The 26,253-nt window shown below is 35.1% G+C and carries 22 protein-coding genes; 19 read left to right on the forward strand and 3 right to left on the reverse strand.

Going from position 1 to position 26,253, the window contains the following annotated elements; translation table 11 throughout:
• Positions 1-124: 124 nt before the first annotated feature.
• The 3 genes from WBY99_RS04210 to WBY99_RS04220 form a co-directional block, all read right to left on the reverse strand.
• Positions 125-373: a DUF6952 family protein gene (locus tag WBY99_RS04210; protein ID WP_423975083.1), complete on the reverse strand. Its 249-nt coding sequence runs from the start codon at positions 371-373 to the stop codon at positions 125-127.
• Positions 373-681: a thioredoxin family protein gene (locus tag WBY99_RS04215; RefSeq protein ID WP_423975084.1), complete on the reverse strand. Its 309-nt coding sequence runs from the start codon at positions 679-681 to the stop codon at positions 373-375. Before WBY99_RS04215 ends, WBY99_RS04210 begins: the two co-directional genes overlap by 1 nt.
• Before the next feature lie 118 nt (positions 682-799).
• A complete protein-coding gene (locus tag WBY99_RS04220; RefSeq protein ID WP_423975085.1) occupies positions 800-1,435 on the reverse strand; it encodes a peroxiredoxin in 636 nt (211 codons plus the stop codon).
• Positions 1,436-1,583: 148 nt separating this feature from the next.
• Between WBY99_RS04220 and WBY99_RS04225 the strand changes: the two genes are divergently transcribed.
• From WBY99_RS04225 to WBY99_RS04315, 19 genes are all read left to right on the forward strand, one after another.
• Positions 1,584-2,081 (forward strand): heme-binding domain-containing protein, encoded by a 498-nt coding sequence (locus WBY99_RS04225; RefSeq protein ID WP_423975086.1) that lies wholly within the window; start codon positions 1,584-1,586, stop codon positions 2,079-2,081.
• Entirely contained in the window at positions 2,081-2,491 is a 411-nt protein-coding gene (locus WBY99_RS04230) for a thiol-disulfide oxidoreductase DCC family protein (RefSeq protein WP_423975087.1), read from the forward strand. The genes WBY99_RS04225 and WBY99_RS04230 overlap by 1 nt, the downstream gene beginning before the upstream one ends.
• Positions 2,492-2,951: 460 nt before the next feature.
• On the forward strand, positions 2,952-3,593 hold the full coding sequence (locus tag WBY99_RS04235) for a DUF4290 domain-containing protein (protein WP_423975088.1): 642 nt from the start codon (positions 2,952-2,954) through the stop codon (positions 3,591-3,593).
• Positions 3,594-3,595: 2 nt separating this feature from the next.
• Positions 3,596-4,903 carry a UDP-N-acetylglucosamine 1-carboxyvinyltransferase gene (murA, locus tag WBY99_RS04240; RefSeq protein ID WP_423975089.1) on the forward strand — a complete coding sequence of 436 codons (1,308 nt, stop codon included), beginning with the start codon at positions 3,596-3,598 and terminating at the stop codon, positions 4,901-4,903.
• Between the two features lie 825 nt (positions 4,904-5,728).
• A complete protein-coding gene (locus WBY99_RS04245) occupies positions 5,729-5,923 on the forward strand; it encodes a hypothetical protein (RefSeq protein ID WP_423975090.1) in 195 nt (64 codons plus the stop codon).
• A gap of 364 nt (positions 5,924-6,287) precedes the next feature.
• The gene (locus WBY99_RS04250; protein ID WP_423975091.1) at positions 6,288-6,740 is read left to right on the forward strand and encodes a hypothetical protein; all 453 of its coding nucleotides are present in this window, start codon (positions 6,288-6,290) and stop codon (positions 6,738-6,740) included.
• Positions 6,741-7,115: 375 nt separating this feature from the next.
• A complete protein-coding gene (gene der / locus WBY99_RS04255; protein ID WP_423975092.1) occupies positions 7,116-8,426 on the forward strand; it encodes a ribosome biogenesis GTPase Der in 1,311 nt (436 codons plus the stop codon).
• An 81-nt stretch (positions 8,427-8,507) separates the two neighbouring features.
• Complete coding sequence (upp, locus tag WBY99_RS04260; RefSeq protein ID WP_423975093.1) at positions 8,508-9,158, forward strand: uracil phosphoribosyltransferase; 651 nt, start codon at positions 8,508-8,510, stop codon at positions 9,156-9,158.
• Between the two features lie 1,008 nt (positions 9,159-10,166).
• Complete coding sequence (locus WBY99_RS04265; RefSeq protein ID WP_423975094.1) at positions 10,167-10,484, forward strand: hypothetical protein; 318 nt, start codon at positions 10,167-10,169, stop codon at positions 10,482-10,484.
• A gap of 619 nt (positions 10,485-11,103) precedes the next feature.
• Complete coding sequence (locus WBY99_RS04270) at positions 11,104-14,250, forward strand: T9SS type A sorting domain-containing protein (protein ID WP_423975095.1); 3,147 nt, start codon at positions 11,104-11,106, stop codon at positions 14,248-14,250.
• 60 nt (positions 14,251-14,310) lie between these two features.
• The gene (locus tag WBY99_RS04275; protein ID WP_423975096.1) at positions 14,311-14,571 is read left to right on the forward strand and encodes a hypothetical protein; all 261 of its coding nucleotides are present in this window, start codon (positions 14,311-14,313) and stop codon (positions 14,569-14,571) included.
• A 546-nt stretch (positions 14,572-15,117) separates the two neighbouring features.
• A complete protein-coding gene (locus tag WBY99_RS04280) occupies positions 15,118-16,254 on the forward strand; it encodes a DegT/DnrJ/EryC1/StrS family aminotransferase (RefSeq protein WP_423975114.1) in 1,137 nt (378 codons plus the stop codon).
• A 307-nt stretch (positions 16,255-16,561) separates the two neighbouring features.
• Positions 16,562-18,502: a polysaccharide biosynthesis protein gene (locus WBY99_RS04285; protein ID WP_423975097.1), complete on the forward strand. Its 1,941-nt coding sequence runs from the start codon at positions 16,562-16,564 to the stop codon at positions 18,500-18,502.
• Between the two features lie 135 nt (positions 18,503-18,637).
• Entirely contained in the window at positions 18,638-19,357 is a 720-nt protein-coding gene (locus tag WBY99_RS04290) for a polysaccharide biosynthesis/export family protein (protein WP_423975098.1), read from the forward strand.
• 20 nt (positions 19,358-19,377) lie between these two features.
• On the forward strand, positions 19,378-21,741 hold the full coding sequence (locus tag WBY99_RS04295) for a GumC family protein (RefSeq protein ID WP_423975099.1): 2,364 nt from the start codon (positions 19,378-19,380) through the stop codon (positions 21,739-21,741).
• Between the two features lie 315 nt (positions 21,742-22,056).
• The gene (locus tag WBY99_RS04300) at positions 22,057-23,484 is read left to right on the forward strand and encodes a lipopolysaccharide biosynthesis protein (protein WP_423975100.1); all 1,428 of its coding nucleotides are present in this window, start codon (positions 22,057-22,059) and stop codon (positions 23,482-23,484) included.
• Positions 23,485-23,486: 2 nt separating this feature from the next.
• A complete protein-coding gene (locus WBY99_RS04305) occupies positions 23,487-24,569 on the forward strand; it encodes a DegT/DnrJ/EryC1/StrS family aminotransferase (protein ID WP_423975101.1) in 1,083 nt (360 codons plus the stop codon).
• Positions 24,570-24,571: 2 nt separating this feature from the next.
• On the forward strand, positions 24,572-25,210 hold the full coding sequence (locus WBY99_RS04310) for an acetyltransferase (protein ID WP_423975102.1): 639 nt from the start codon (positions 24,572-24,574) through the stop codon (positions 25,208-25,210).
• Positions 25,203-26,168 (forward strand): glycosyltransferase family 2 protein, encoded by a 966-nt coding sequence (locus WBY99_RS04315; RefSeq protein ID WP_423975103.1) that lies wholly within the window; start codon positions 25,203-25,205, stop codon positions 26,166-26,168. Before WBY99_RS04310 ends, WBY99_RS04315 begins: the two co-directional genes overlap by 8 nt.
• Positions 26,169-26,253: the final 85 nt, after the last annotated feature.

Raw genomic sequence — 26,253 nt, forward strand, 5'->3', positions numbered from 1 at the left:
CATAGAGACAGGGATTACAAAAAAGATAAAAACAATAAGAAATACAATAAAGATCGTAAAGACGATTAAAATAAAAAAGGTGGGAAATAATTTTCCCACCTTTCTTCTTCATTTTTACTAGCTACTACTTATCGATTGATCCTAAAACCTTTTGAGCAAATGAATTTAGGGCATCTCTTTCTGCCATTCCAGTTGCAACATTGGCATGAACTTCTAGTGCGCCGCAGATATTGGTAATCAATTCTCCGGTCACATTCAAATCTTCTTCGGTTGTTCCTCGGAATTCTGAAAATGCTTCTAAAACCTCCAAGGTTTTTTCTAAATTTTCTACAGTCTGAGTTTGATAAAACTGTCTGATTACAGGTAATTTCATTATTTCAATTCATTAAAAAGATTAATAAGACTTTCTGTCTGATTCGATTGAACCTGATTCATCAATTCTCCTTTGCTGAAAATGGCGAATGTAGGTAAATTATCTACTTTTGCTAATTTTCTGCTTTCAGGTAATTTCTCAGCATCAACGTATAGAAAAGGAATATCTTCATTTTCTGCCGCCAGTTTTTTGAATTTTGGTTTCATGATTCGGCAGTTTCCACACCATGTTGCACCATATTGTACAACAACTTTATCATTGTCTGCAACAATTTGTTGCAACGTATCTTCTGCTAATTCTGTGTACATAATTTTAATTTTAGAATTTAAAAATTAGTTAATTTGAGCGTTTTAATATGTTGATAATGAAGTGGTTTTTAATCAATCGGAATTGATTTTCAAATGACTGCATTATCAAATTATCTCATTAGTTTTGATTCGCTAGATATTCTGCGGTAGAAGTTCTGTTTGCTTTCATTGCATCTTTTCCTTCTTCCCAGTTTGCTGGACAAACTTCACCGTGTTTTTGTACGTGAGTGTAAGCGTCGATTAATCTTAAGAATTCTTTCACGTTTCTTCCTAATGGCATATCATTTACTGCTTCGTGGAAGATTTTTCCAGTTTCATCTACCAAATAAGTTGCTCTATACGTTACGTTTGATCCTGTGAAAGATTCATTTCCTTCTTCATCATAGTCGAAATCCTGATCTACAATTCCTAAGATATTTGCTAATTGTCTGTGCGTATCTGCCAAGATTGGGTAAGTAACTCCTTCAATTCCTCCGTTGTCTTTTGCGGTGTTTAACCAAGCAAAGTGTACTTCGTTGGTATCGCAAGATGCACCAATTACTTTGGTATTTCTTTTTTCGAATTCACCTAAAGCTTCTTGAAAAGCATGAAGTTCTGTCGGGCAAACAAAAGTAAAATCTTTTGGATACCAAAATAAAAGAACTTTCTGTTGGTTTTTTGTTGCTTCTTCGAAGATGTTGATTTTTAAATCATCACCCATTTCAGACATTGCATCAATTGAGATGTTTGGGAATTTTTTTCCTACTAATGACATAATATTGTTGTTTTAAAATTTTCTATTGCAAAAGTACAAAAGTTTTCATCAATCACAAAAACTTTTTCGATTTATAAAATCTATAACAGCTACAGGTTTTTCATAATTAAAATTAAAGTTATAAATTCACAAAACAAAATATTCCCCCATGAAAAAAGTACTGATAATTATCATTGTGGCTTTTGTATTGATTCAGTTTTTCCAGATTGATAAAAATAATCCCGTTGCAACACCGCAGATGGATTTTCTGAAAATTAAGAATACTCCCGGAAAAACAGCCGCCACCATTCGAAATGCATGTTATGATTGTCACAGCAATGAAACAAAATATCCTTGGTATGCGAACGTACAACCATTCGGGTGGTTTTTAGAAAATCATATCAAAGAAGGGAAAAAGGAATTAAATTTTTCTACTTTTGCAACGTACGAAAAGAAAAGGCAAGCCAAAAAATTGAAAGAAGCGGCTGAAATGATTGAAAAAAATGAAATGCCTTTGGATTCTTATGTAATCCTTCATCCTGAAGCAAAATTGAATGCTGCAGATAAGAAAGAATTGATTGATTATTTCAAACTGATGGAGAATGATATTCGTATTTTAAATGATTTACCAACAGTGGTTGAAAAATCTGATTTTAAAACTAAATAATGACCAACGTCGATGTAACTAAATATTACGTTTTCTATGATGGAGAATGTGGCTTTTGTAATTTCTGGGTTCACGGGATATTAAAAAAAGATTCAAAAAATAATTTTTTGTTTGCTGCTTTGCAATCTGATTTTGGTCAGCAATTTTTAAATGATAGAAATCTTGAATTAAAAGATCTGGATACCATTTATTTATGGAAACCAGAAAAATATTATTTACAAAAATCGCAAGCAATTTTCAAAATCTCCGAAATCATTGGCGGGAAATATAAATTGCTGTCTTATTTTCGTTATTTGCCAGCCGGATTAACTGATTTTTTCTACAATATGGTAGCAGCAAATCGAAAAAAAATCAGTTCAAAAGCTTGTGAAGTCCCGACATCAGAAGAACGAAAGAAATTTTTATCTTAGACGATAGATCAGCTTTACTGATAGATAATAGATGAAAGACCCAATGGTGGTAACTTTGCTTTTTAGATATTAGTGTCAATAGGAGTGGATTTTAGTTTGTTTACTAAAAAATATTTTAGAAGCAAAACTTATTTTGGTAATTCATATATCGCTTTAATCCGTATTTATAAATCCTGATATTTAATTAATAATTGGAATTCGAGAATTAGAACGAGTCTGTGTGAAGGGGGAGGCGGAAATCCTTTTTTTTTGCGATCTCTTCTTTTTGAACAAACTTTTTCTAAAAAAAGAAGGATTCAATATTTTATTTATTTTTATTTGAATCATCGAAACTCGTTCCTCATTTTGGGAGCTGAAGACCAATCCGAGCGGAGGGTTATGTGGCTGGCTAGGGGCACGCCCAAGAAAATATTCAACCAACTAAAACTATTAACCTCAACAAATTCTTATATTTGCAGTTATGGAATATAATACAAGCAAAACGCATCTCCAAATGCCCGAATACGGACGAATTATACAGCAACTTGTAGAGCGTTGTAAGGAACTTGAAAATAGAGACGAACGTAATGAAATGGCGGTGGCGATTGTAGATCTTATGGGTCAAAGAAATCCTCAACTTCGTGATGAAGAAAATTATAAACATAAATTGTGGGATCATCTTTTTATTTTGGCGAAATATGATTTAGATGTTGATTCGCCTTACCATATCCCAACCCCCGAAGAAATGCAAGTGAAACCAAAGAGAATGGAGTATCCAAAACTTCAGGGTGATTTTAAATTTTATGGGAAAAGTATTTTGCAATTGATCGATAAAGCAATTGAGTTGGAAGCTGGCGACGAAAAAGACGCTTTGATTCAGGTGATTGCCAATAATATGAAAAAATCTTATAATGTATATAATAAGGAACATGTGCAAGATGAGGTTATTTTTCGCCATTTAAAGGATCTTTCAAAAAATCGGTTGGATCTTACAAGTTTGGATTCATTAGAGAAAAGTAAAATTTATTATGCCACGAATCGAAGTAATAAATCAAATCCAAGACAAAACTCTAAGAACCAAAATAATAGAAAGAATTTTCAGAATAATAAAAATCGGAAATAAGAATGAGCGGAAGTTTTCAAATTAGAGGAGGGAAAAAATTACACGGCGAAATTACGCCACAAGGTGCTAAAAATGAGGCGCTTCAAATTTTGTGTGCAGTATTGTTGACGGATAAAGAAGTGCGAATCAAGAATATTCCGGATATCCATGATGTTAACCGATTGATTGAGATTTTAGGTGATTTCGGAGTGAAAATTACCAAGAATGCTCATGGTGACTATTCTTTTCAGGCAGATGCAGTCAACTTTGATTATATAAAATCAGATGATTTCAAGCAAGATGGTGCGAGACTGCGTGGTTCGATAATGTTGCTCGGTCCGATGCTCGCAAGATATGGTGAAGCTTATATGCCAACTCCGGGTGGCGATAAAATAGGAAGACGCCGATTGGATACTCACTTTCAAGGATTGGTAGAATTAGGAGCAGAGTTTCATTATGACGAAAAAGAATATTTTTATACGTTAAAGGCGAAAGAGCTTCATGGCAAATTTATTTTGTTGGAAGAAGCTTCGGTAACAGGAACAGCAAATGTTGTAATGGCTGCTGTTTTAGCAAAAGGAAAAACCAGAATTTACAACGCTGCTTGTGAACCTTATTTGCAGCAATTGTGCAAAATGCTCAATAGAATGGGCGCCAATATTTCGGGGATTGGTTCTAATTTATTAACCATTGAAGGAGTCGATTGTTTGCACGGAACTGAACATACAATGCTTCCTGATATGGTAGAAATTGGTTCTTGGATTGGTCTTGCTGCGATGACGAAATCTGAGATTACCATCAAGAATGTGAACTGGAAAGAACTTGGAGTTATTCCAAATACCTTCAAGAAATTGGGAATTGATTTAGAAAAGAGAGGTGATGATATTTTCATTCCAGCTCAAGAAAATTACAAAATTCAGAAATTTATCGATGGTTCTATTTTAACGGTTTCCGATGCGCCTTGGCCAGGATTTACGCCAGATTTGCTTTCCATTATTTTAGTGGTTGCCACTCAAGCTAAAGGGACTGTTCTCGTTCACCAAAAAATGTTTGAATCCCGCTTATTTTTCGTGGATAAACTGATCGATATGGGAGCGCAGATTATTTTGTGTGATCCGCACAGAGCCACTGTTGTAGGTTTAAATCACGAATATCCATTGCGCGGAACCACGATGATTTCACCAGATATTCGGGCAGGAAATGCGCTTTTAATTGCAGCACTTTCTGCGGAAGGAACTTCTACCATTCACAATATCGAACAAATCGACCGTGGTTACGAAAATATCGACGGAAGATTAAAAGCTTTGGGAGCAGATATTGAAAGAATTTAACTTCACAATTTAAAAAAAAACAAAAAGCCATTTCAATCTTTGAAGTGGCTTTTGTCATGAGGCGCGGCAAGACTGGTTTCTTTTTCAAAAACCCGTTTACTGATCAACTATTGCAAGACAACATTCATTATTTGTAAATGAAAGTGGGAGATTTTGTTATCTTTTATTGCTCTTAAAAGATATTTATTTTGAATGATCAATAAAAAAAACACCCATTTTTTACCAATATTACGTAATACTCAAAAAATTCACCTCATAATGAATAAACTTTGCCCACAAAGTTTGAATGCGATGGCGAAATGAATCAACATTATGGTATATTGATTAATGATTTCGGCATAATGGTTATTGATTTTGGTTATTCATTTTGCCATATTAATTAATAATTTTCGCATATTGATTATTCAATATGGAGTTCTCACCATTCATTTTGGCAATTTGTTGATCAAAGATTGCATTTCGACATTTGTTGATCCCCTTTCATTGATACATAATTGAATACGCATATTAACGGCGGTACTTTTAGCCGCAACTTATTTTAATGAATGAAAATAGGATGTTTATTGTTATATTTGATTTTAGAAATAAAGGATGGCATTTGTGATACTATCTCTCAGATTTTGGGTGAATATGTATGATTTTGTTATACATATATACAAGTTATGGGTAAATGTTCCCCGAACGAAACGCGTCAGTAAATGAAAGTATTCGCAATGCAAACGGACAAATCTGAACTGACGAAAACTTAATATTAAAATTTTATCAACCGAAAACACTAAATTAAGTTTTAAATTAAACGAGTTTTAAAATTATAAAAGATTAGATATGTCCAGAAGTATCCACACAACGTATAAAGCAGTTAAAGGTCTTACGAAAAGAGAACTTGAGGAGCAATCTAAAGACCCAAAATCTGATTTGGCAATATTGGGACACAAATCATTTATTAAAAGCGAAGTTAAAAAGGACCGAAAAAACGTTAAGATTACTGAAGATTTGAAAAATAAAAACGGACAAATTTGAACTGAAGAAAAGCATTTAAGAAATTGAATAAATAAATCGAACTAAAATAAAATCAAGCCGACCAAACCGAATAAATCAAATAGGAATTTCCGCTTCTAGAAATCAAATTTCAGACCGACCGACACGCTCAACTGAATTATTCCTAAATGTTGACCGAACTAAAACTTGAATATAAAATGCAAAAAACACATCTACCCATAATAACCACAGGTTTGCAAAATTGCGGGCGAAGTGCTCTCACTTCTTTCAGTTCTTTTTATTTAGTTTTGTGGGGTGCGACATTGGTTCTGCAAGTAATTTCGCAATTTCTCAAACCTGCTAAACGTTAGTAATAATGTTATAAAACCGTATCAATATATAGAAAATGAAATATTTACTATCAATTTTTTTTATCTTTCAGTTGTCTTGCACGAATAAAATTCAACCAAAACTTGAAAATAATGTAGCACCTGAAATTGAAGCGAAACATATTGCTGAAAACTTGACTTTACACCAAAAAATTGTTGAACTTAATAAGTCAATGTTGGAATATATGAAGACAGGTCAACCTTTGTATTCAAAATCTGATGTTGACAAATGTTCTGAAATTCTTGAAAGTTATATTGCTGAAATTTCGAAATCTAAATCCAAAGAGGAAGCTATGAATATGGTTAAATCTACAGTTTTGAAACTTAACTATCTTAACAACAATGCGAAATCTGAATTAATTGAAACTGAAGAAAGAGAACGAATTGCTGACATAATTATTTCCGCAACTCATAAAAAAGGATATAATTCAATGGACGAAGATATTACCGGAAATTGGAGAGAATGGTAGTAAGCACTTCTTCCAATAACTAAGCTTTCGTTTTGTCTGCAAGACAAGAAATGAAAGACCGTTGAATCCTTCGACTTCGCTCTGAACAGGCTCACTTTCGGTGGCTTTTTGCCAGCAGTTGGTAATCTTATAGAGTTGTCATTTTTAGAATAGAGATCATGAAAGCAGTTTTTTAGAAAGACTGCTTTTTTTTGTGGCGTCATCAAAAAAATGGTGTGGAAAAATAGCTCCGAAAGGGATATTGTTTTTGAAGTGAAAACTTACAAATTGCAGTACCGATAAATTTTACCTAAAAAAAATGCTATATTTGCAAAAATTTTTGGGCTCGAAAAGTTCGAGTAACCCATTAATAATATCATTATTAAACAAAATTTTATGTCGAATATCGTCGCCATCGTAGGACGTCCCAATGTGGGGAAATCCACCCTTTTCAACCGTTTTCTTGAAAGAAGAGAAGCTATCGTAGATTCCACCGCCGGAGTAACCAGAGACCGTCACTACGGGAAATCTGACTGGAATGGAGTTGAATTTACCGTCATCGATACCGGAGGTTATGAAGTGGATACTGAAGATGCATTTCAAGGAGAAATTATCAAACAAGTTGAATTAGCCGTTGATGAAGCTACATCAATTATCTTCATGCTAAATGTTCAGGAAGGTTTAACAGATACAGATCAGGAGATTTACGAAATGTTACGCCGCTCTAATAAACCGGTTTATATTGTTGTTAATAAAGCAGATTCTGCAAAAGAAGAAGTGGCTGCCACAGAATTCTATCAACTTGGTATTTCAAAATATTACACCATGTCTTCTGCAACGGGTTCAGGAACAGGAGAATTGCTGGATGATATCGTAAAAGATTTCCCTACTACCGATTACAAAGATCCTTTTGAAGGTTTGCCAAAGATTACGATTGCTGGAAGACCAAACGTGGGGAAGTCTACTTTAACCAACGCACTTTTAGATAAGGAACAAAATATTGTAACGGATGTTGCGGGTACAACCCGGGATTCTATTCAGACTTTATATAATAAATTCGGACATGAGTTTGTTTTGGTTGATACCGCCGGAATGCGTCGTAAAGCCAAAGTAAAAGAAGATTTAGAATTTTATTCTGTAATGCGTTCTGTTCGTTCTATTGAATATTCTGATGTTGTGATTATCATGGTTGATGCCACTTTAGGTTGGGAATCTCAGGATATGAATATTTTCGGATTGGCTCAGAAAAACAGAAAAGGAATTGTAATCGTAGTGAACAAATGGGATTTGGTAGAAGACAAAAAAACCAATACTACCCGCGATTTCGAGAATCAAATTAAAGAAAGAATTGGGCAGTTTACCGATATTCCAATTCTTTTTGTGTCTGCTTTAACGAAGCAAAGAATTCTGAAAACCGTAGAAGTTGCGATGGAAGTTTATGAAAACAGAGCAAAGAAAATTAAAACTTCTAAACTGAATGAAGTCATGCTTCCAGTTTTTGAAGCGACTCCACCACCAGCACTGAAAGGAAAATATGTGAAAATTAAATATTGTGTACAGTTGCCAACGCCGAGTCCACAGTTTGTCTTTTTCTGTAATTTACCTCAATATGTGAAAGAAGCTTATAAAAGATTCGCTGAAAACCAACTTCGAAAGCATTTCGGATTTACCGGAGTTCCTATTGAAGTTTATTTCCGTCAAAAATAAAAACCAAAGCCTTTTAGATTTTATCTGAAGGGCTTTTTAATATCTTAATTTTTCCCGACCTTTACAACCTAACTTATAGTAATGATAACAATTCTTTCAGACCAATTTTCTCTTGTAAATACTTGGATTAATGAACTTCGAAATGTAGAAATTCAACAGGACCGAATGAAATTCCGTAGAAATATGGAGCGTATCGGCGAAATTGCTGCATTTGAAATCAGCAAAGGTTTAGATCAAAAGGAAATTGAAATTACAACACCTTTAGACAAAATTATATCACAGGAAGTTGCAGTGCAACCAGTTATTACAACGATTTTAAGAGCCGGAGTTCCTTTGTTTCAGGGAATTTTAAATTACTTGGATAAAGCAGATTGTGGTTTCGTAGCCGCTTATCGTAAACATGATGCCAATGATTATTTCTCCATTAAACAAGATTATTTAACTTGTCCGAGTATCGATGGAAGACCTTTAATCGTTGCAGATCCAATGTTGGCAACAGGTGCAAGTTTGATTGAAGCCATCAAAGATCTATTAAACCACGGAAAACCAACGCAACTTCACATCGTTGCGGCAATCGCTTCTCAGCAAGGAGTTGATACGATTCAAAAAGCCTATCCAGAAGCAAAAATTTGGGTCGGCGTCATTGATGAAAAATTAACTTCAAAAGGTTATATCACGCCAGGTTTAGGTGATGCAGGAGATTTATCTTATGGTGAAAAATTGCAACGATAAAACAAGAGTTTTTTATTAGAAATCATCTAAGTTATATAGTCACTTGAAGTTCCTCTTTTTTTGGTGCTCATCTTTACACACCTCTTTTCGTTAATAATTAAACACTTAAAAGGTTAAAAATCAACTAATTAGACTTGTTTTTCTTGTTGAGATTTTGCGCCTTTAAGAATGTGAAATTGCTATTTTCCAGCCATTTGTACTGAAAAAGTGCCCGATATTAGAATTCAAAAAAGGATTGAAGTTTCCATGAATAAAATGTTAATTTTAGGAAGTTCAATAGTTTATCGCTTATCGAGTTTGCACACAGAAAAAATCGGATTTTATAGAATGCTCTCAAATACACGATTCTCACATGACGACCTTTTGGAAGGTTCATTTAAGCTTTGCTTATCTAATATAAACACCGATTATGTTTTGGCTATCAGGATACTACGGAGTTCAATTATAGTGGTATAAGTTCTAAATTAGGATATGATAACCCCGATATTGGATCGACGGGCTCCTCTAAGGTTGCCTTTTTTTCTGTTATCCAATGCTTGTTATTAACCCCGTTTCAAACTCACTAATTGATTTTTCATCAGTTAAGATTTATAATCGTACGTGGGGACAACCAGGTAAAAAAGGACGAAAACACTTAGGCATTGAAGAAAAAAAGTCTTATCGATGGATGAAGTCCTAAATTGAAACAAAAGAATTGCTTTCTGAGAATGTTAAAGTTACTATTATTGGCGATCGCGAGAATGATATTTACGAAGACTTTGATCGGGTTCCCGACGAAAGGACAATTTGCTGATTCGTTCTAGAGGTGATAGAAACATCGTTGGAGAATATAAAAAACTGTGCAATTTACTTGAGAACACTATTGTTGCAGGAATTATTGAAGTTGAGATTATCGGACAAAAGAAAAAAAAACGAACACCTTTAATAGATGTTAGATTTACAAAAGCTAAAATTTGTGCACCAGTTGGATTAACTTAGAGATGGTTTTAAACTAAAAAAATACTTGCAATGACTCTGGAAGTTGCTCTTCAAGTTATGTGTCTAAAACTCTCATTAAATGATGTGAACCCAAAACAAGACAATCTATTCAATAGCAATGAAATCAGGTTTTTAGAGAAAGTAAATAGAAAAATAGAAGGGCAAACTCAAAAGCAAAAAAATCCATATGATAAAGAAACCCTCGCGTGGATCACATGGATAATCGCTCGTATCGGTGGTTGGACTGGTTATAAATCGCAAGGCTCGCCAGGTTATATAACAATAAAAGTTGGCTTGGATAAACATCATCAACAATGTCAAGGTTATTTAATGTTTTCTATTGATTAGGATTTGTGTATAAAGTTAGTTAAAACAGGGGCTATGCTTTTTTTTTCTAATTCCTGTACATTGTTCGGTTTCTTTTAGGAATTATTTTGGATGGTCAGGATTCCTGAGGTCGGATTCGGGAATAAGTGTTGTGTTTGAGTGGTGAGCAATGTTGTTTTGGTGTTGCAATTAGCTGTGCTTTTAAAACGCTAAGTAAGCACCTCAATCTGGCATGGCTTTAAATAAAATTTACGTTTGATAATTTATTAAATTGGTCTCCCTTAAAATAACAGGATATATTAATAGAAATCCTATTTTTAGCTTTGTAGGGATAAAATGGGGGGCTTAAGACTCTACTTAAGGTTATTTTAAGTTTTTTTTGCTTTTTTTATCGATTTCGTAATGTTTGTTTTCGTGATAATAAATACGTTTTTAGATTTTTAATGTTGTTTATTTATAGTAGCTTATCTGTTGGTTATATGTTGGTTATATGTTGGTGCTGGTATGGGATGCCATATGTTGAATTTGTATAGAAATGTGCCGTTGTACCTTATTGTTTATTGTTATTTTATTAGTTTTTTGGTGATATTAAAAATAAAGTATATTTTTGTGAAGATTAAAATATTATAAATAAAATACAATGATGAAACTTTTACGATTTACGAAAGTGCTCTTTTTAGTGCTTTTTTCTGTTTTTTCGACAAAAGCCTTTGGGCAGACTGTTTTTTCCGAAAATATGGGGGTTCCCATCGGTGATACCTCAATAGCAACTTACAATATAGGTACAGCTCCAGCGACATTTCAGAATATAGGGAAACTTTCCTACGCTGGGAACACTGTCGTTAGTAAAGATATACCGAGTCTTACGTACAGTAATCCTAGCGGTGGCGGAAATGTCTTATTTACCGCTAATGTTGGACAGTATTTTACAATATATAATATTGACAGTCAGGGTTATTCTGCTTTAAAGTTAACTTTTGGATTGACTAAAAATACAGCCGCAGCAGTAATTTTATCGCCTGTAGATTTTGCTGTAGAATTTGCTACAGATTATAATGCAGGAACTAATACAGGAACCTTTTCCCCATTAACATTTACTAATATTACAAGTGGTAATGCAAATACATGGCGATTAGTTAGTCCTACAGGAGTGATACCAACTTCTGCAAATTTAGCCATACGATTTACGCAAAAAACAACAACCCACATAATCAGAATTGATGATGTGCAATTAACAGGGACGCCACCAGCTGTTTCCGCTGGAGGAGCAAATCCTATAGGTGATACAACAGCGACATTAAGTGGTAACGTATCAAATCTAGGTGCTGGTCCTGCTATTATTGAAAAAGGGTTTGTGTATGCGAAACAAGCAGAGAATGGTTCTCCTGCTGTCGGTGGGGCTAATGTGACAAAAATTGTGGTGGGAACGGCGATACTAGGTGCATTTACTCAGCCGGTAACAGGTCTTACTCCACAAACCGCCTTTGTGTACAGAGCTTATGTATATAACGGAATCAGCTATTATTACAGCCCAGAACGACTGTTTACAACCCTAGGGCAGGCTACTCAATTAGTCTTCAGATCACCGATGCCAACTCCCGTTTCAGTAGGTACGACTCTTACAGCTTTTATAGTTGATGCAAAAAGGGCAGACGGAACGATAGATACAGAATATACAGGTGCGGTAACTTTAACAACTTCTTCGGGGACGTTGGCTGGAACACTTAGTATGAATGCAATTGCTGGCGAAGCTAGCTTTAAATCGGTTAATTTTACAACTGCAGGCAATTATGTTATTACGGCATCTGCTCCAGGACTCACCTCAGGAAACAGTACTCCCATTGAAGTTCATACGAAGCCTCTTAATGATCTTTGTACGGCCGCAACTGCATTATCTATTAGTAGTCCAGCAATCAATGGGTACTTAACTGGAGCAGTGATAGAGCAGCCTTTCGGAAATTTCGGTGATGTATGGTATCAATTTGTGGTACAACAATCGGGTAATTATACCATTACGGTTGCGGGTTTTAGCTCCAAAGTGTTTTTTGATCTTTTAAAGGGAGCTTGCCTAAAGGCAGGGGATACGATTGCTTACATTGGACAAGCGAAGGACGGTACGAATCCTGCTGTACTGACTATGAATTTGGCGGCTGGGACTTATTATGTCCGAGTGTATGGTGGTGATAATTTAGGCTCCATATCAAATTTTACCATTCAGGTCAATAGCCAGACTGTTTGGAACGGAAATTCCTGGGATAATGGTGTTCCCAATAACGATATAACAGCTATAATCGACGGAAATTATACAACTGTCGGAAATGGGGATGTAGTTGCAAAAACATTGACCATAAACACAGGGAATATTTTAACGGTTGCAGCAGGTACCAGCTTTACCACAAGTGACTTTGCCAACAACGGAACTTTGGTTGTAGAAAGCGATGGTAATTTTGTACAAACTACAGGCAGTAACAATACTGGTTCTGGAAGTTCTACTATAAAACGAAATGCCAGTATGAAACGTTTAGATTACACGTATTGGGGAAGTCCGGTATCTGGGCAAAACTTGTTAGCTTTCTCACCACAAACAGTTCTTACAAGGTTTTTGACCTATAATACGACAAAAGATAGTTTTGATGTTGTGAATGATCCAGAGAGTGCTACTTTCGCTGCTGGAAAAGGGTATGTGATTCGTGCGCCTAATAATTTTCTAGCAACCACTCAGTCTTTTGGTGCCTCATTTACAGGTGTACCCAATAATGGTGATATCCCTTTTGTGTTACAGACAACGGGTCGTGGATTTAATTTGATAGGAAATCCATATCCTTCCAATATCGATTTTAATGCTTTGGTAAATACAGGAGCTATTGAGGGGACAGCTTATTTCTGGACAAATGTAAATGCTTATGATGCAGAGAATTACACTGGAGATAATTATGCTACCTATTCTACCGTATCTGGCGGAGTGTCAGCATTTAGTAGCGACGTTATTCCACTGCCAAATATTAAAGTAGGACAGGGGTTCATTGTTAAAGCAATTACAGGTAAGAGCAATCTTACCTTCACCAATGCGATGAGAAATGCAGGAGAGAGTGTTTTTTTCAATAAAGGTGCTGGTATGCAGCAGATAGATCGTTTTTGGTTGAAATTAACCACTCCAGCGAAAAATTTTAATACCATCCTTATTGCTTATCCTGAAGGAGCGACTAATGGTTATGATGCCAATGCAGATGCACAGCAGTTTGGGGTGAGTTCTGATTCTTTTTACTCTGTATTGGATGATTTTAAATTAAAAATTCAGGGTCGTCAATTTCCATTAGTGCAAACCGACAATGTTCCATTAGGAATGAAAGGATTTGAAGCTGGAGATTACACCCTTTCCATCGTTAAAAAAGAAGGGATCTTCGACAATGGACAGAATGTTTATTTGAAAGATAAATATTCTGGTACTTTAACCAATCTTTCAGAAGGCAATTATGCCTTTACCGCCAAGGCGGGCATAACCGAAGGTAGATTTGAGATCATATATCAAAGTGAGCTCGTTTTAGGAGCCAATAATGCGAATAAGAACCAGATGGTAGTATACAGAGAAGGTGACGATTTCGTTATTAAATCAACCACTAAAAAAATAGAGGAGGTTGAAGTATATGATGCTTCGGGAAGATTGATGATTAAGCTGAATCCTAATCAAACCGAAATGAAAATTGACGGAAGTACAATGCTTAATGGAGTTTATATCCTGAAATTGAGCAGCAATGGCTTCGTGAGTATTAAAAAAATTATCAAATAACAAACCATTAATCCCCTATATCGATTTTATACAATTTCGATGTATTTAAAAATATAAGAAATGAAAAATTTAATCATCCTTTTTTTATTGAGTTTCACCCTTTTGGCACAGGCGGAACAAAAAAGAAATCCCTTCTTTCAATCGTCAGATAGTCAGTCTGCAGAGGATTATGATGGTCCTGCGGCTCCTCCTAGTGTAGATGATACAGGAGATGGAGCACCAATCGACGACTACCTTCCGCTGCTTGCGGTACTAGGAATCGGGATGGTAGTATATTTCGGTAAAAAGAAATATGTACTTCAGTATCCAAACGGTAAATAATAAATAATCATCTAAAAAGCTTCTCTTTACGAGAGGCTTTTTTTTGGTAGCTGAAGTTGTGTGGTGATGAAAATGTTTGTGCAGCGGGGTGTATTGGGGTGTGTTGGCCTGTTTTTTTTTGATATAAAAAAAGTTTATCTTTGAGCAGAATCTATAGTATAGTGATGAAAATATTTCTACCTTCTCTGGCGGTACTAGTCTTCGTTTTTTTTCAATGTTCTCTGTAGATGCTGTTACGCAGATCATCTGTTTAGGCAATGTGATGAATTCTCCTGTTGTTGACTCCTCAGTCATAATTTACAAGATTAGCAATATTTCAGAATAAGGTAAAGATTTCCTACTGGGAATACTGCCGTTAAGGCAAATGACCCCCCTAGTCTAATGAAAATATAATTATGCACCGAAATATTTTACGACAAGACTTAGGTGGTTCTTTGTCTTCAATATCACAACAAATACGCTTATAGAAAGGGGATTTGTCTTATTTTGTAAAATCAGATTTTTAATTTTGTTTGAAATTTGAAACAAGTAATGGAAGAGAAAATAATGAGAAAGAAAATATGGCTTTCGTCCCCGCACATGGGCGGGAGTGAAATGAAATATATACAAGAAGCGTTCGATGAGAATTTGATCGCACCATTGGGGTCTAATGTCAACGGTCTCGAAAGAGATCTTGAAACTTATTTGGGCGAAGGGGTATATGTTGCGGCATTGAGCTCCGGAACTGCAGCCTTGCATATTGCTCTTATTTTATCGGGTGTAGAAAGAGGTGATTTTGTGATTTGCCAGAGTTTAACCTTTTCGGCGTCTGCTAACCCTATTGTTTATCTTGGAGCACATCCTATTTTTGTAGATAGTGAAAAAGATACTTGGAATCTTTGTCCCAATGCTGTAGAAGATGCCATTAAATTCGGGATATCTAAAGGAAAAAAACCTAAAGCGATTATCGCAGTCTGTTTATATGGGATGCCATACAAGGTAGAGGAAATCCAGGCGCTTAGTCTGCGCTATGATATTCCTGTGATAGAAGACAGTGCCGAGGCTTTAGGAAGCCGTTATAAAAATCAGAAATGTGGAACCTTCGGAGATCTTTCAGTCATAAGCTTTAATGGAAATAAAATAATTACCACTTCTGTTGGCGGTTGCCTGACAGCTAAGAATGAGGAGTTTAAGAATAAAGCTGTTTTTTTAGCTACTCAAGCAAAGGATAATGCGGTGCATTATGAACATACAAGTATCGGATACAATTACCGCATGAGTAATATATGTGCAGGGATCGGCAGAGGACAAATGGAGATGTTGAAGGAGCGTATCAACCAGCGACGAGCCAATCACCAGTTTTATAAAAAGTTATTTCAGGATAACCCACTATTGACTTTGCATACAGAGCCAACGGCGGATTATTTTTCTAACCATTGGCTTAGTGTTGCTTATCTTTCGCCAGAGCTCGGAATAACCAGAGCAGAGCTTATTCAGGAGTTTACAAATCAAGAGATAGAAACCCGTCCAATTTGGAAACCAATGCATCTGCAACCAATATTCAAAAATACGGTCTTTTTTGGTTCTGATTTATCAGAGAAGCTATTTAGTAATGGTCTTTGTTTGCCTTCAGGGTCTAACTTATCTGATGCTGATAGGAATCGAATAGCCAAAGTTTTTGATATAGTAAAGATGATAAAATGACAGGTATTCTTAAGCTTGTATCCCGATAATTATCGGGACTTAAAATAAGTAGAAAGACTTTGTATGTCTTAAAATTTTGAGGTTTTACAGCTAATTTTACGTCTTTTATCCTTGTGTTTGAAAAATTGAAAGTAAAGTAAGATAAAGATTTTTTCACATTCAATTTATTTTAATGAGTTTGACTAGTTTTATAATAACAAACTTTAATGGTTGATATATATATTGTAAATTTGCGAAAACTATAATCACTCAGAGATGAAATTAAGCATTAGAATCGTACACGTTCATTTAATAAAAGGTATAACAAATGGCTTTTAGTAAAAGGTTTAGTAAGGGAATCTATAGTGGCGATAATTTAATGGGACTTTCCGATTTACGGTATTTACCACGTTGGGTTATTTTGATTATTGATGTCCTATTTATCACATTTTCCATTTATTTTTCTTGTTATCTGATTGAAAAACTGAGCTATAGTTCGAGTCCTGTTTTTCCGCATGGGAATATCATTTACGTGTTGATTATTTCGATCAGTGTGGTTTTTATGTTTGCATTTCGGACGTATGCGGGAATTATTCGGCATTCTACTTTTATTGATCTTTTTAAATTATTTCTTGCTGTTTTTAGTACCACTATTGTGGTTGGAATCATTAGCTTTTCTTATTATTTGATCAGTGATAAACGCATGATTTATATGTCGGTGCCATTTTTGGTAGTTTTTTTTACGGCCTCTTTCATGATGATGTTTCTTTTCCGCTTATTTGTAAAAGGAGTCTTTCATTTTTTGCGTGGGATTCGCCGCAGTACGCTTCGAAAGAGAATTTTGGTGGTAGGGATTCATGAGCAGTCTGTCGCCATGGCCCGTGCAATTATCGATAATCCTAATTTGCCTTATCAAATAGTTGGTTTTTTAACTCAACGCCACGATTCCACCAGGGCAAGTTTGCTTGGAAAGCCTATTTACACTAAAGCAAAAATTGAGCGTAACAGCAAAGAAGATTTGATGATTGACGGCGTTCTTTTATTACAGGAATTATTAAGCAAAGAGGAAATGAATTGCTGGGTTACATTATTTCTGGAGAAAGATTTGCAGATCTTTAAAGCACCTTCTCTACAGAAGTTAAAAAGTAACGACTCAGAAGTTTCTATTAAAACGCTTCAAATTGAAGACCTTCTTAACCGAAAGCCTATTAAAATAGAAAACGAAGATGTCAGAAAAAGGCATTTTGGTAAGACCATCCTTATTACCGGAGGTGCAGGTTCTATAGGTAGCGAAATCGTAAGACAGGTGGCTTTATTCGAGCCTGCATTAATTGTGGTTTTGGATCAGGCAGAAACCCCACTTTACGATATAGAAATGGAAATGCGCAATGCTTTTCCGATGCTTTCTTTTAAATTCATATTGGCAGATATTTCTAATAAACATCGTATAGAGCCATTATTTCAAAAATATCAATTTTCAATGGTTTATCATGCTGCGGCTTATAAGCATGTTCCTTTGATCGAAGAAAATCCACATGAAGCGATTTTGGTTAATATTCTTGGAACCAAAAATTTGGCTACTTTGGCTTCCCATTATAAAGTGAATCGTTTTGTAATGGTGTCCACCGATAAAGCCGTGAAACCGACCAATGTAATGGGGGCTTCTAAAAGGACAGCAGAGCTTTTTGTACAGGCATTACAAAAAACTGAGAATAATTCGACTAAGTTTATTACCACGCGCTTCGGCAATGTTTTGGGGTCTAATGGTTCGGTGATTCCACACTTCAAGAAACAAATTGAAAACGGGGGACCTGTAACCATTACCCATTGCGATATTACCCGCTATTTTATGACGATTCCAGAAGCTTGTGATTTGGTTTTGCAAGCCGGTGCAATGGGTGAAGGAGGGGAGATTTTCGTTTTTGATATGGGAGAGCCTGTGAAGATTTTGGATTTGGCGCATCGGATGATTAAGTTGTCTGGATTTGAGCCTCATGTTGATATCAAAATTATTTTCACAGGATTGCGGCCGGGTGAAAAACTCTATGAAGAATTATTAAGTGATGATGCCAAAACATTGCCGACTCATCATGAGAAAATATTAATTTCTAAAGATCCTACCATGGAATACCAAAATATTGAAAAACATTGCAATAATATTGTTAAAGCAGCGTTAAGAAGAGAAAAAATGGATGTGGTACAGATTCTAAAAGAGATTGTTCCCGAATTTAGAAGTAATAATTCGGTCTACGAAGTTTTGGATAAGTAATTTAGAATTGTATATTTGCAGAAATACCATATTTAACAGTTAATAATGAATAAAAACATATTTATATTGTTTATATGTTTTCTTTTTTTTGTAACTTCTTGTAAGACAAAAGAGAAAGCAAGTGAACTTAATTACATGCAGAATATTGAAGAAATTGCGACACAAGAAGCAATGAGAAATACAAAATCTACCTTGCAGGCTGGTGATCAGTTAGTTATCCTTATTACTGCGAAAGATATGGATGTAGTAAGACCTTTTAATCAAAATTATTCATCCGGTGAGATTTCTCAAACTTCCGTACCTAGCGGAAATTTCCCAAATCAGGGACAAAGTACTATTTCAGGTCCTACTTATATTATCGATTCTAATAATCAAATTGATTTCCCAGTTTTAGGTCAACTAAGTACTGCGGGCAAAACACTAGTTGCCTTTAAAGATGAACTCCGGGATAAACTGACCCATTATATCAAAAATCCTTCAGTTAATATGAGGGTGTCCAATTACAAAGTCACCATTCTTGGTGAAGTTGCGCGACCGGGACAATATATTATTCCAGATGGGCAAACTACTTTACTTAATGTTATTGGTTTAGCAGGGGATTTAACCATGTATGGTAAAAGAGATGATATTTTGATCGTGAGAAATGAAAACGGTCAAATTATTAAAGACAGAGTTAATATTCTGAAAGCCGATTTTATACAATCTCCCTATTACAACCTCAAACAGGGTGATGTGATCTATGTAGCTCCTAATAAGACCAAAGAAAAAACATCCCGCTTAGATCCTAACACGCCGATCTACATAGCAGTAGCAGGCATCGTGGTTACCATTCTGGCATTAGTATTCAAAAAATAATTCATCTCGAAAATATTTAAATGGAAAATTCTACAGTAATAGAACACTCTCATTCTGAAAGCAATATTCAAGAAATTGTAAAACCTTATTTTAGAAAATGGTATTGGTTTTTATTCATTACTTTTTTAACATTAGCTGCTGGTATTTTTTATTTGAAATATGCAGTACCTGTTTATAAAATTGATTCCACTGTCCTCATCAAAGATGCTAAAAAAAACAGTGGCATGGGTGATTTTGGGATGCTAGAACTTTCAGGCTTAGGCGGCATGGGGACTAATTCAATCGATAATGAGATTGAGATTTTTAAGTCTAAAAAATTAATGACAAGTGTTGTCAATCGGTTAGGTTTTCAGACCAGTATTTACAGCAGCGAAGGCCTTAAGAAAAAGGAGGTATATGGTGATACCTCGCCCATCGTTATTAAGTTGTTAAATGAGAAACCTTTTACCGAAGCACCAAAGAAAGAAATAAAAATAGCCATTAAGGGAAATGAAATTATTCTTTCTTCTGATGAACTTGTCAAGAATATTGTAACCAAATTCAATACGACGCTCAGTCTGCCATATGCAAATTTCATGATTTTGAAGAATCCGGATTTTAATGCTGCAAAAGCTAAAAAAATCGGCGATTTATCATTTACCTATATGCCAAGAGAGGCAGCAGTCAATGCTTACCAGAAATTATTAAATGTTGATTTGTTGAATAAGGATGTAACCATTATTGGGTTATCTATGAACTATGCTAATGTGGATAAAGGAAGAAATCTTATTAATAAGGTTGTTGAAGCCTATAATAATGAGGCTATTCAGGATAAAAATACGGAATCTCAAAAAACATCTGACTTTATTGAAGACCGAATTTCCAAAGTTGAAAAGGACTTGGGAAATGTTGAAAGCCAAAAGGAACAGTTTAAATCGGCCAATCGGATAACAGATCTGGAAACCGAAGCAAAAATCAGCTTGGAAACTTCTGCGGCAGCAAGAGCAAAACAGATCGAATTAGAAGCACAGTTAGAACTGACTAATTCAGTACTGGATTACATGGCCAAACAGGGAGCAGGGAATGTATTGCCTTCTAATATTGGTTTAGAAAACACCTCAGCATCGTCGAATATCAGTGCTTATAACCTGCTGGTATTGGAAAGAAACAGACTTCTGGAAAATGCAACCCCACAAAATCCTTTGGTTATCGATTTGAATAAGCAGATTAATTCCATGAAAGGGTCAGTGATGGAAAGCCTTCAAAAGAATAGAACAGGATTAATGTTGGCGAGAAATCAATATGAAAATGAACAGGGTATTGTTTCTGACCGTATTACAAAAATTCCTTCCCAGGAGAAAATGTTCAGAAGTATCGAAAGACAGCAAGCCGTAAAAGAGTCACTATACATGCTGTTATTGAAGAAACGGGAAGAAACGGCAATAGCATTGGCCATGACCTCTCCAAAGGCCAGGATTATTGATTATGCATTTGTATCAGAAAGACCGGTGGCTCCAAAGAAAATAATTATTTTAGGTGTTGCATTATTGGTAGGATTACTTATTCCTTTTGCTATAATTTACTTAAGAGAATTATTTAACAATAAAATTAGATCCAAGAAAGATATTGAAAAATTGTCCATTCATCCTATAATCGGTGAATTGCCTAGTATAGAAAAAGGAAAAAGTGAACTTGTTGGTCTTAATGATGTTTCGCCGCTTGCTGAAGCCTTTAGAATTTTGATTACCAACATGAATTTTATGTTACCAAAGAAAGATAAAGGTAAAGTAGTTTTTGTGACCTCTACCATTAAAGGGGAGGGTAAAACATTTGCATCAGTTAATCTTGCACTGACTTTGGCATCACCAAAACATAAAGTGATTATTATCGGTGCAGATATTCGAAATCCACAGTTACAGCGTTATAATCCCTCCCGAAAAGGCCTAGATGGGCTTGCGGAATTTTTATACAATGAAGATGAAAAAATAGAAGACATTGTACACGTCTCTACATTTAATCCATGCTGTGATGTCATCTATTCCGGCAGTATCCCGCCAAATCCCACAGAGTTGCTCTCTAACGGAAGATATCAAATATTAATGAATCAACTTAAATTGGATTATGAATATATTATTGTAGATACCGCTCCATTAATGCTGGTTACTGACACCTTTCTGACCTCTGATCTTGCAGATGCTACGGTATATGTGACCAGATCAAAACATACTGAAAAAGCGTTAATAGAGTTTGCTAACAAGCAGATTGATGCTAAAAAAATCCGAAATGTTGGCTTTGTACTGAATGATGTAGGTAGAGATCATTTCGGTTATGGTAATAAATATGGCTATGGATATAATGCAGAAGAGAAAAAATGGTGGGAAAAATTAAAAATTAAATTAAGTTAGTCATTATCGATAAACATTCTGTATAATATGGTAATTGAATGCCGTACAAAAATCAAAATGTAAAAGTAAGTGACTGTTTTATTTCGGTTTTTTAGCATGTCAATACTGATGATTTTAGATTACTTAAGGAAGATTTTTAAGCAGATGTTTTTAAATTAGTTTAACTACTATTGTAACCAAGGATTTCTCAATTAATCATCATCATCCCGATATGAATATAGAACTGATATTTTTATAAAAATGTTTAAGTTGCTGTAGTTAACAGTGAATATAATTACAAAACCTATTCGGTCACTTGACAAGCAAAAATTTCATATGTCTTTAAGAAAACAGGCTATTTCAGGGATGGTGTGGACTTATTCGCAGCAATTCGGTACACAAATTCTTGCCTTTGGTGTTTCTGTTATTTTAGCACGTCTTTTAACTCCTTCAGAATTCGGGTTAATTGGCATGCTAGCTATTTTTATGGGTATAGGTAATGCTTTATTTGAGGGAGGTTTAGCAAGTTCGTTAATTAGAAGTAAGGAGGTCACAACAAAAGATTATTCTACTGTTTTTATATTCAATTTAGTAGCCAGTTTTTTTATTTATGCAATTATCTATTTGATTGCCCCCCTAATCTCAGACTTTTACCGTCAACCGGAACTAACCAAAATCACGAGAGTATATGCTTTAACTTTTATTTTATCCGCCTTTGGTACAGTTCAAAACACAATTCTTACCCGAGAATTGAAATTCAAGAAACAAGCATTAATTACGCTTCCTGGATTATTATTGGGCAGTGGAGTGGGTGTGATTTTAGCCTATATGGGTTTCGGTGTTTGGGCATTGGTTTATTATTCAGTATTAAATTCTTTGTTTACGACGCTTTTTTTGTGGATAAATTCCGATTGGAAACCTCAACTAGTATTTGATAAAAACTTATTCCATACTCATTTCCATTATGGATACAAACTAACTTTATCTTCGGTTTTAGATATCATCTTTACAAATGCGTACCAAATAATAATTGGAAGATTTTACAGTGCGGCGCAGGTAGGTTATTATACCCGAGCAAATTCGCTAATGATGTTGCCTGTTGGAAATGTTTCAACTGCATTAAATAAGGTAATTTTTCCTGTTTTTTCACAAATGCAGGACGATTTGCCGAGATTCAGGAATGTCTATAAGCAGGTTATGCAGATCATCTTATTCATTATTATGCCTATTATTGTGATTATGGCTATAGAAGCAGATCCTATAGTTGTTTTCTTGTTTACAGACAAGTGGCTTCCTGTTGTTCCCATTTTCCAGATTATCTGTTTTACGGGTGTTTTGTATCCGATTCATTTGTACAATCTACTTGTTCTTCAGGTGAGGGGAAGAAGTGATCTTTTTTTAAAACTGGAAATTGTAAAGAAAGTAATCTTGACAATCATCATTGTTACAACACTATTTTTTGGTTTTTATGAATTGTTATGGGGACAGCTGATATTCTCAGTAATAGCCTTATTAATAAATACTCATTATGCTGGGAGAATGCTTGGTTATAATGTTATACAGCAGATGAAGGATATATTACCTATCTTTGCATTCGCAGCGATAATGGGTGTTTCAATATATTTCTTAGATGGGTTATTTGTAAAATATGGTGATTTTATACGAATATTAATGACTACTACTATAGGATTTGCAATTTATATTTTAACTTCATTGTTATTTAAATCCCAAATTATTAACCACATAAAATCTATTAAATTTTAAAAATGATTCCAGTAACTAAACCATTCCTACCCCCAATTGACGAGTTTCAAGGATATCTGAAGGATATCTGGAAAAGACAATGGCTCACCAATATGGGCCCCTTAGCAAGTGATTTGGAGCTGCAACTCAAAAAGTATCTTGAAGTTAATCATTTATTATTTGTTACCAACGGAACGGTTGCTTTGCAGATGGCGATTAAAGCATTGGATTTAAGAGCAGAAATCATTACCACGCCTTTTTCCTTTGTAGCCACCACTTCCAGTATTGTCTGGGAAGGTTGCACTCCTGTTTTTGTTGATATTGATCCGCAAAGTTTAAATATTGATGCCACTAAAATTGAAGCTGCCATTACGGAAAATACTTCAGCGATTCTCGCCACGCACGTTTATGGAAACCCCTGCGAGGTAGAAAAAATAGATCAGATTGCAAAAAAACACAATCTTAAAGTTATTTACGATGCTGCGCACGCTTTTGGTGTTGAAGTGAATGGAAGATCGATCTTTGAGTTTGGAGATATTTCAACCTGCAGTCTTCATGCCACCAAATTATACCACAGCATTGAAGGCGGCTTGTTAATCACCAAAGACCCCACAATTTTAAAGAAACTGGCTTCAGTGCGCAATTTCGGTATCTCGGGATTTGACAGTTTTGATGAATTGGGATTGAATGGAAAGAACTCCGAGTTTCATGCGGCGATGGGACTGGCGAATTTAAAATATATCGAAGAGATTTCTAAAAAGAGAAAAGCTTTAACCGCAAGGTACGACGATAAATTAAAGAACTTAAAAGCCCGGCGTCCGATTTGGAAAGATCATTCTGAAAATAATGCCGCTTATTATCCAATTATTTTCGACACCGAAGAATTGATGTTAAAATGCAAAGAACATTTGCAGCTCAATGAAATTGGAACTAGACGGTATTTTTACCCCAGTTTAGCCACTGCACTTCCGTATCTGGAACCAAAGCATTTCCCCATCACTGACGATATTTCAAAACGGATTTTATGTCTGCCCCTCTTTTATGATTTAACTATCGAAGAAGTCGATATGATTTGCCGATTGTTATTAAGAATTCAAAACAATTAACCATGATCATTATTGGAGCGAAAGGTTTTGCCAAAGAAGTACTGGAAATACTGCATCAAAATAATCAGTTGGCAGGTTTGGCTTTTTATGATGATGTGAATCACGATCTTCCTGAAGTTCTGTACAATCAATTTCCTATCTTAAAAAATGAAAAGCAGGTTAAAGAACATTTTCAAAACTACGGAAATGATTTTACCATCGGAATTGGAGGTCCATTACTCCGAAAAAAAATGCAGGAAAAGTTTGAAGCATTCGGTGGTAAGTTAAAATCAACGGTAAGTAAATTCTCCGATATAGGCAATTACGAAGTTCAAATAGGAGAAGGAAGTAATATCCTTTCTGGCGCGATAGTGTCAAACAGTGCTTCTATTGGGAATGCAAATATAATCTATTATAATGCAATCGTTACCCATGATGTGATAACGGGAGATTATGTTGAAATTTCACCTGGTGCAAAACTTTTGGGCAGATGTTCAGTCGGCGATTTTTCCAGCGTTGGCAGCAATGCGGTTATCTTACCCGATGTTAAAGTAGGAAGAAATGTAATTATCGGTGCAGGAGCGGTCGTAAGCAAAGATCTTCCGGATAACTGTGTCGCAGTTGGGATTCCGGCAAAAATCATTAAAATGAATCATGACTGATTATCCAAAAGTAAGTGTCGTAACCATCACCTACGGCCACGAAAACTATATTACGCAGACCCTCGATGGGGTTTTGGTGCAGGATTATCCTGGCGAAATAGAATTCATTATTGCCAATGATAATTCACCAGATAGTACCGACAAGGTTATCAATGAGTATTTAGCCAGCAAAAAAATTCCTGACAACTTTACTATAAAATATACCAAACATAAAAATAATTTGGGAATGATACCTAATTTTTTTTGGGCAGCAGAGCAGGTGACCTCTAATTATATTGCTTTTTGTGAGGGCGACGATTACTGGGCTGATCCTTTAAAATTGCAAAAACAAGTGCTGTTTTTAGAAGAAAATACTGAATTTGGTTTAGTTGTAACCGATTTTAATATATTGCATCAGTCTACCGGTAAAACGGAAGAATCTTTATTTAAAAACCATCCGGAAAGATTTCCGATTTATAGGGGATTTGAGGAGTTTTTGCTCGCCGCTGGTTTTATGGCACCATGTACTTGGCTCCTGAGAAAAAATTTCTTACCATTATTTCAAAAAGATTATATTGATGGTACTTTTCCTTGGTTATTAGATATTTATGTTGAAAGCAGGGTACATGTCTTATCAGATACTACTGCGACTTATCGATATTTAGCAGAAAGTGCAAGCCACACAACTACCTTTGATAAAAGGTATAAATTGTCAAAAGGAATTTTAGAGATTCAACTGGATTATATAAATAAATATCAATTACCTGAAAATTATCAATTAGAAGTTTTAAAGAGACACTACCAATTATTATTGCCGACACTATTATCGTTGAACCTTAAAGATGAGATCAAATCTGCAAAAATTTATATTCCGAAGAACCAAAGAACAATAAAAGACCACATTTTATTCTTTATAGAGGGAAAGCCTTTAGTAAATCAGTTTTTACGAGGATGTTTCTTTTTCAAGGGTATAAAATAACTTTTTTTTAATTAGGTCTATAGTGCTTCACCGGTTTTATAAACCACAGAGTTTATAGTCATTAACTTATTAGATTAATAGGTAG

It is taken from the genome of Kaistella sp., from assembly GCF_049588135.1.
Classification (GTDB): domain Bacteria; phylum Bacteroidota; class Bacteroidia; order Flavobacteriales; family Weeksellaceae; genus Kaistella.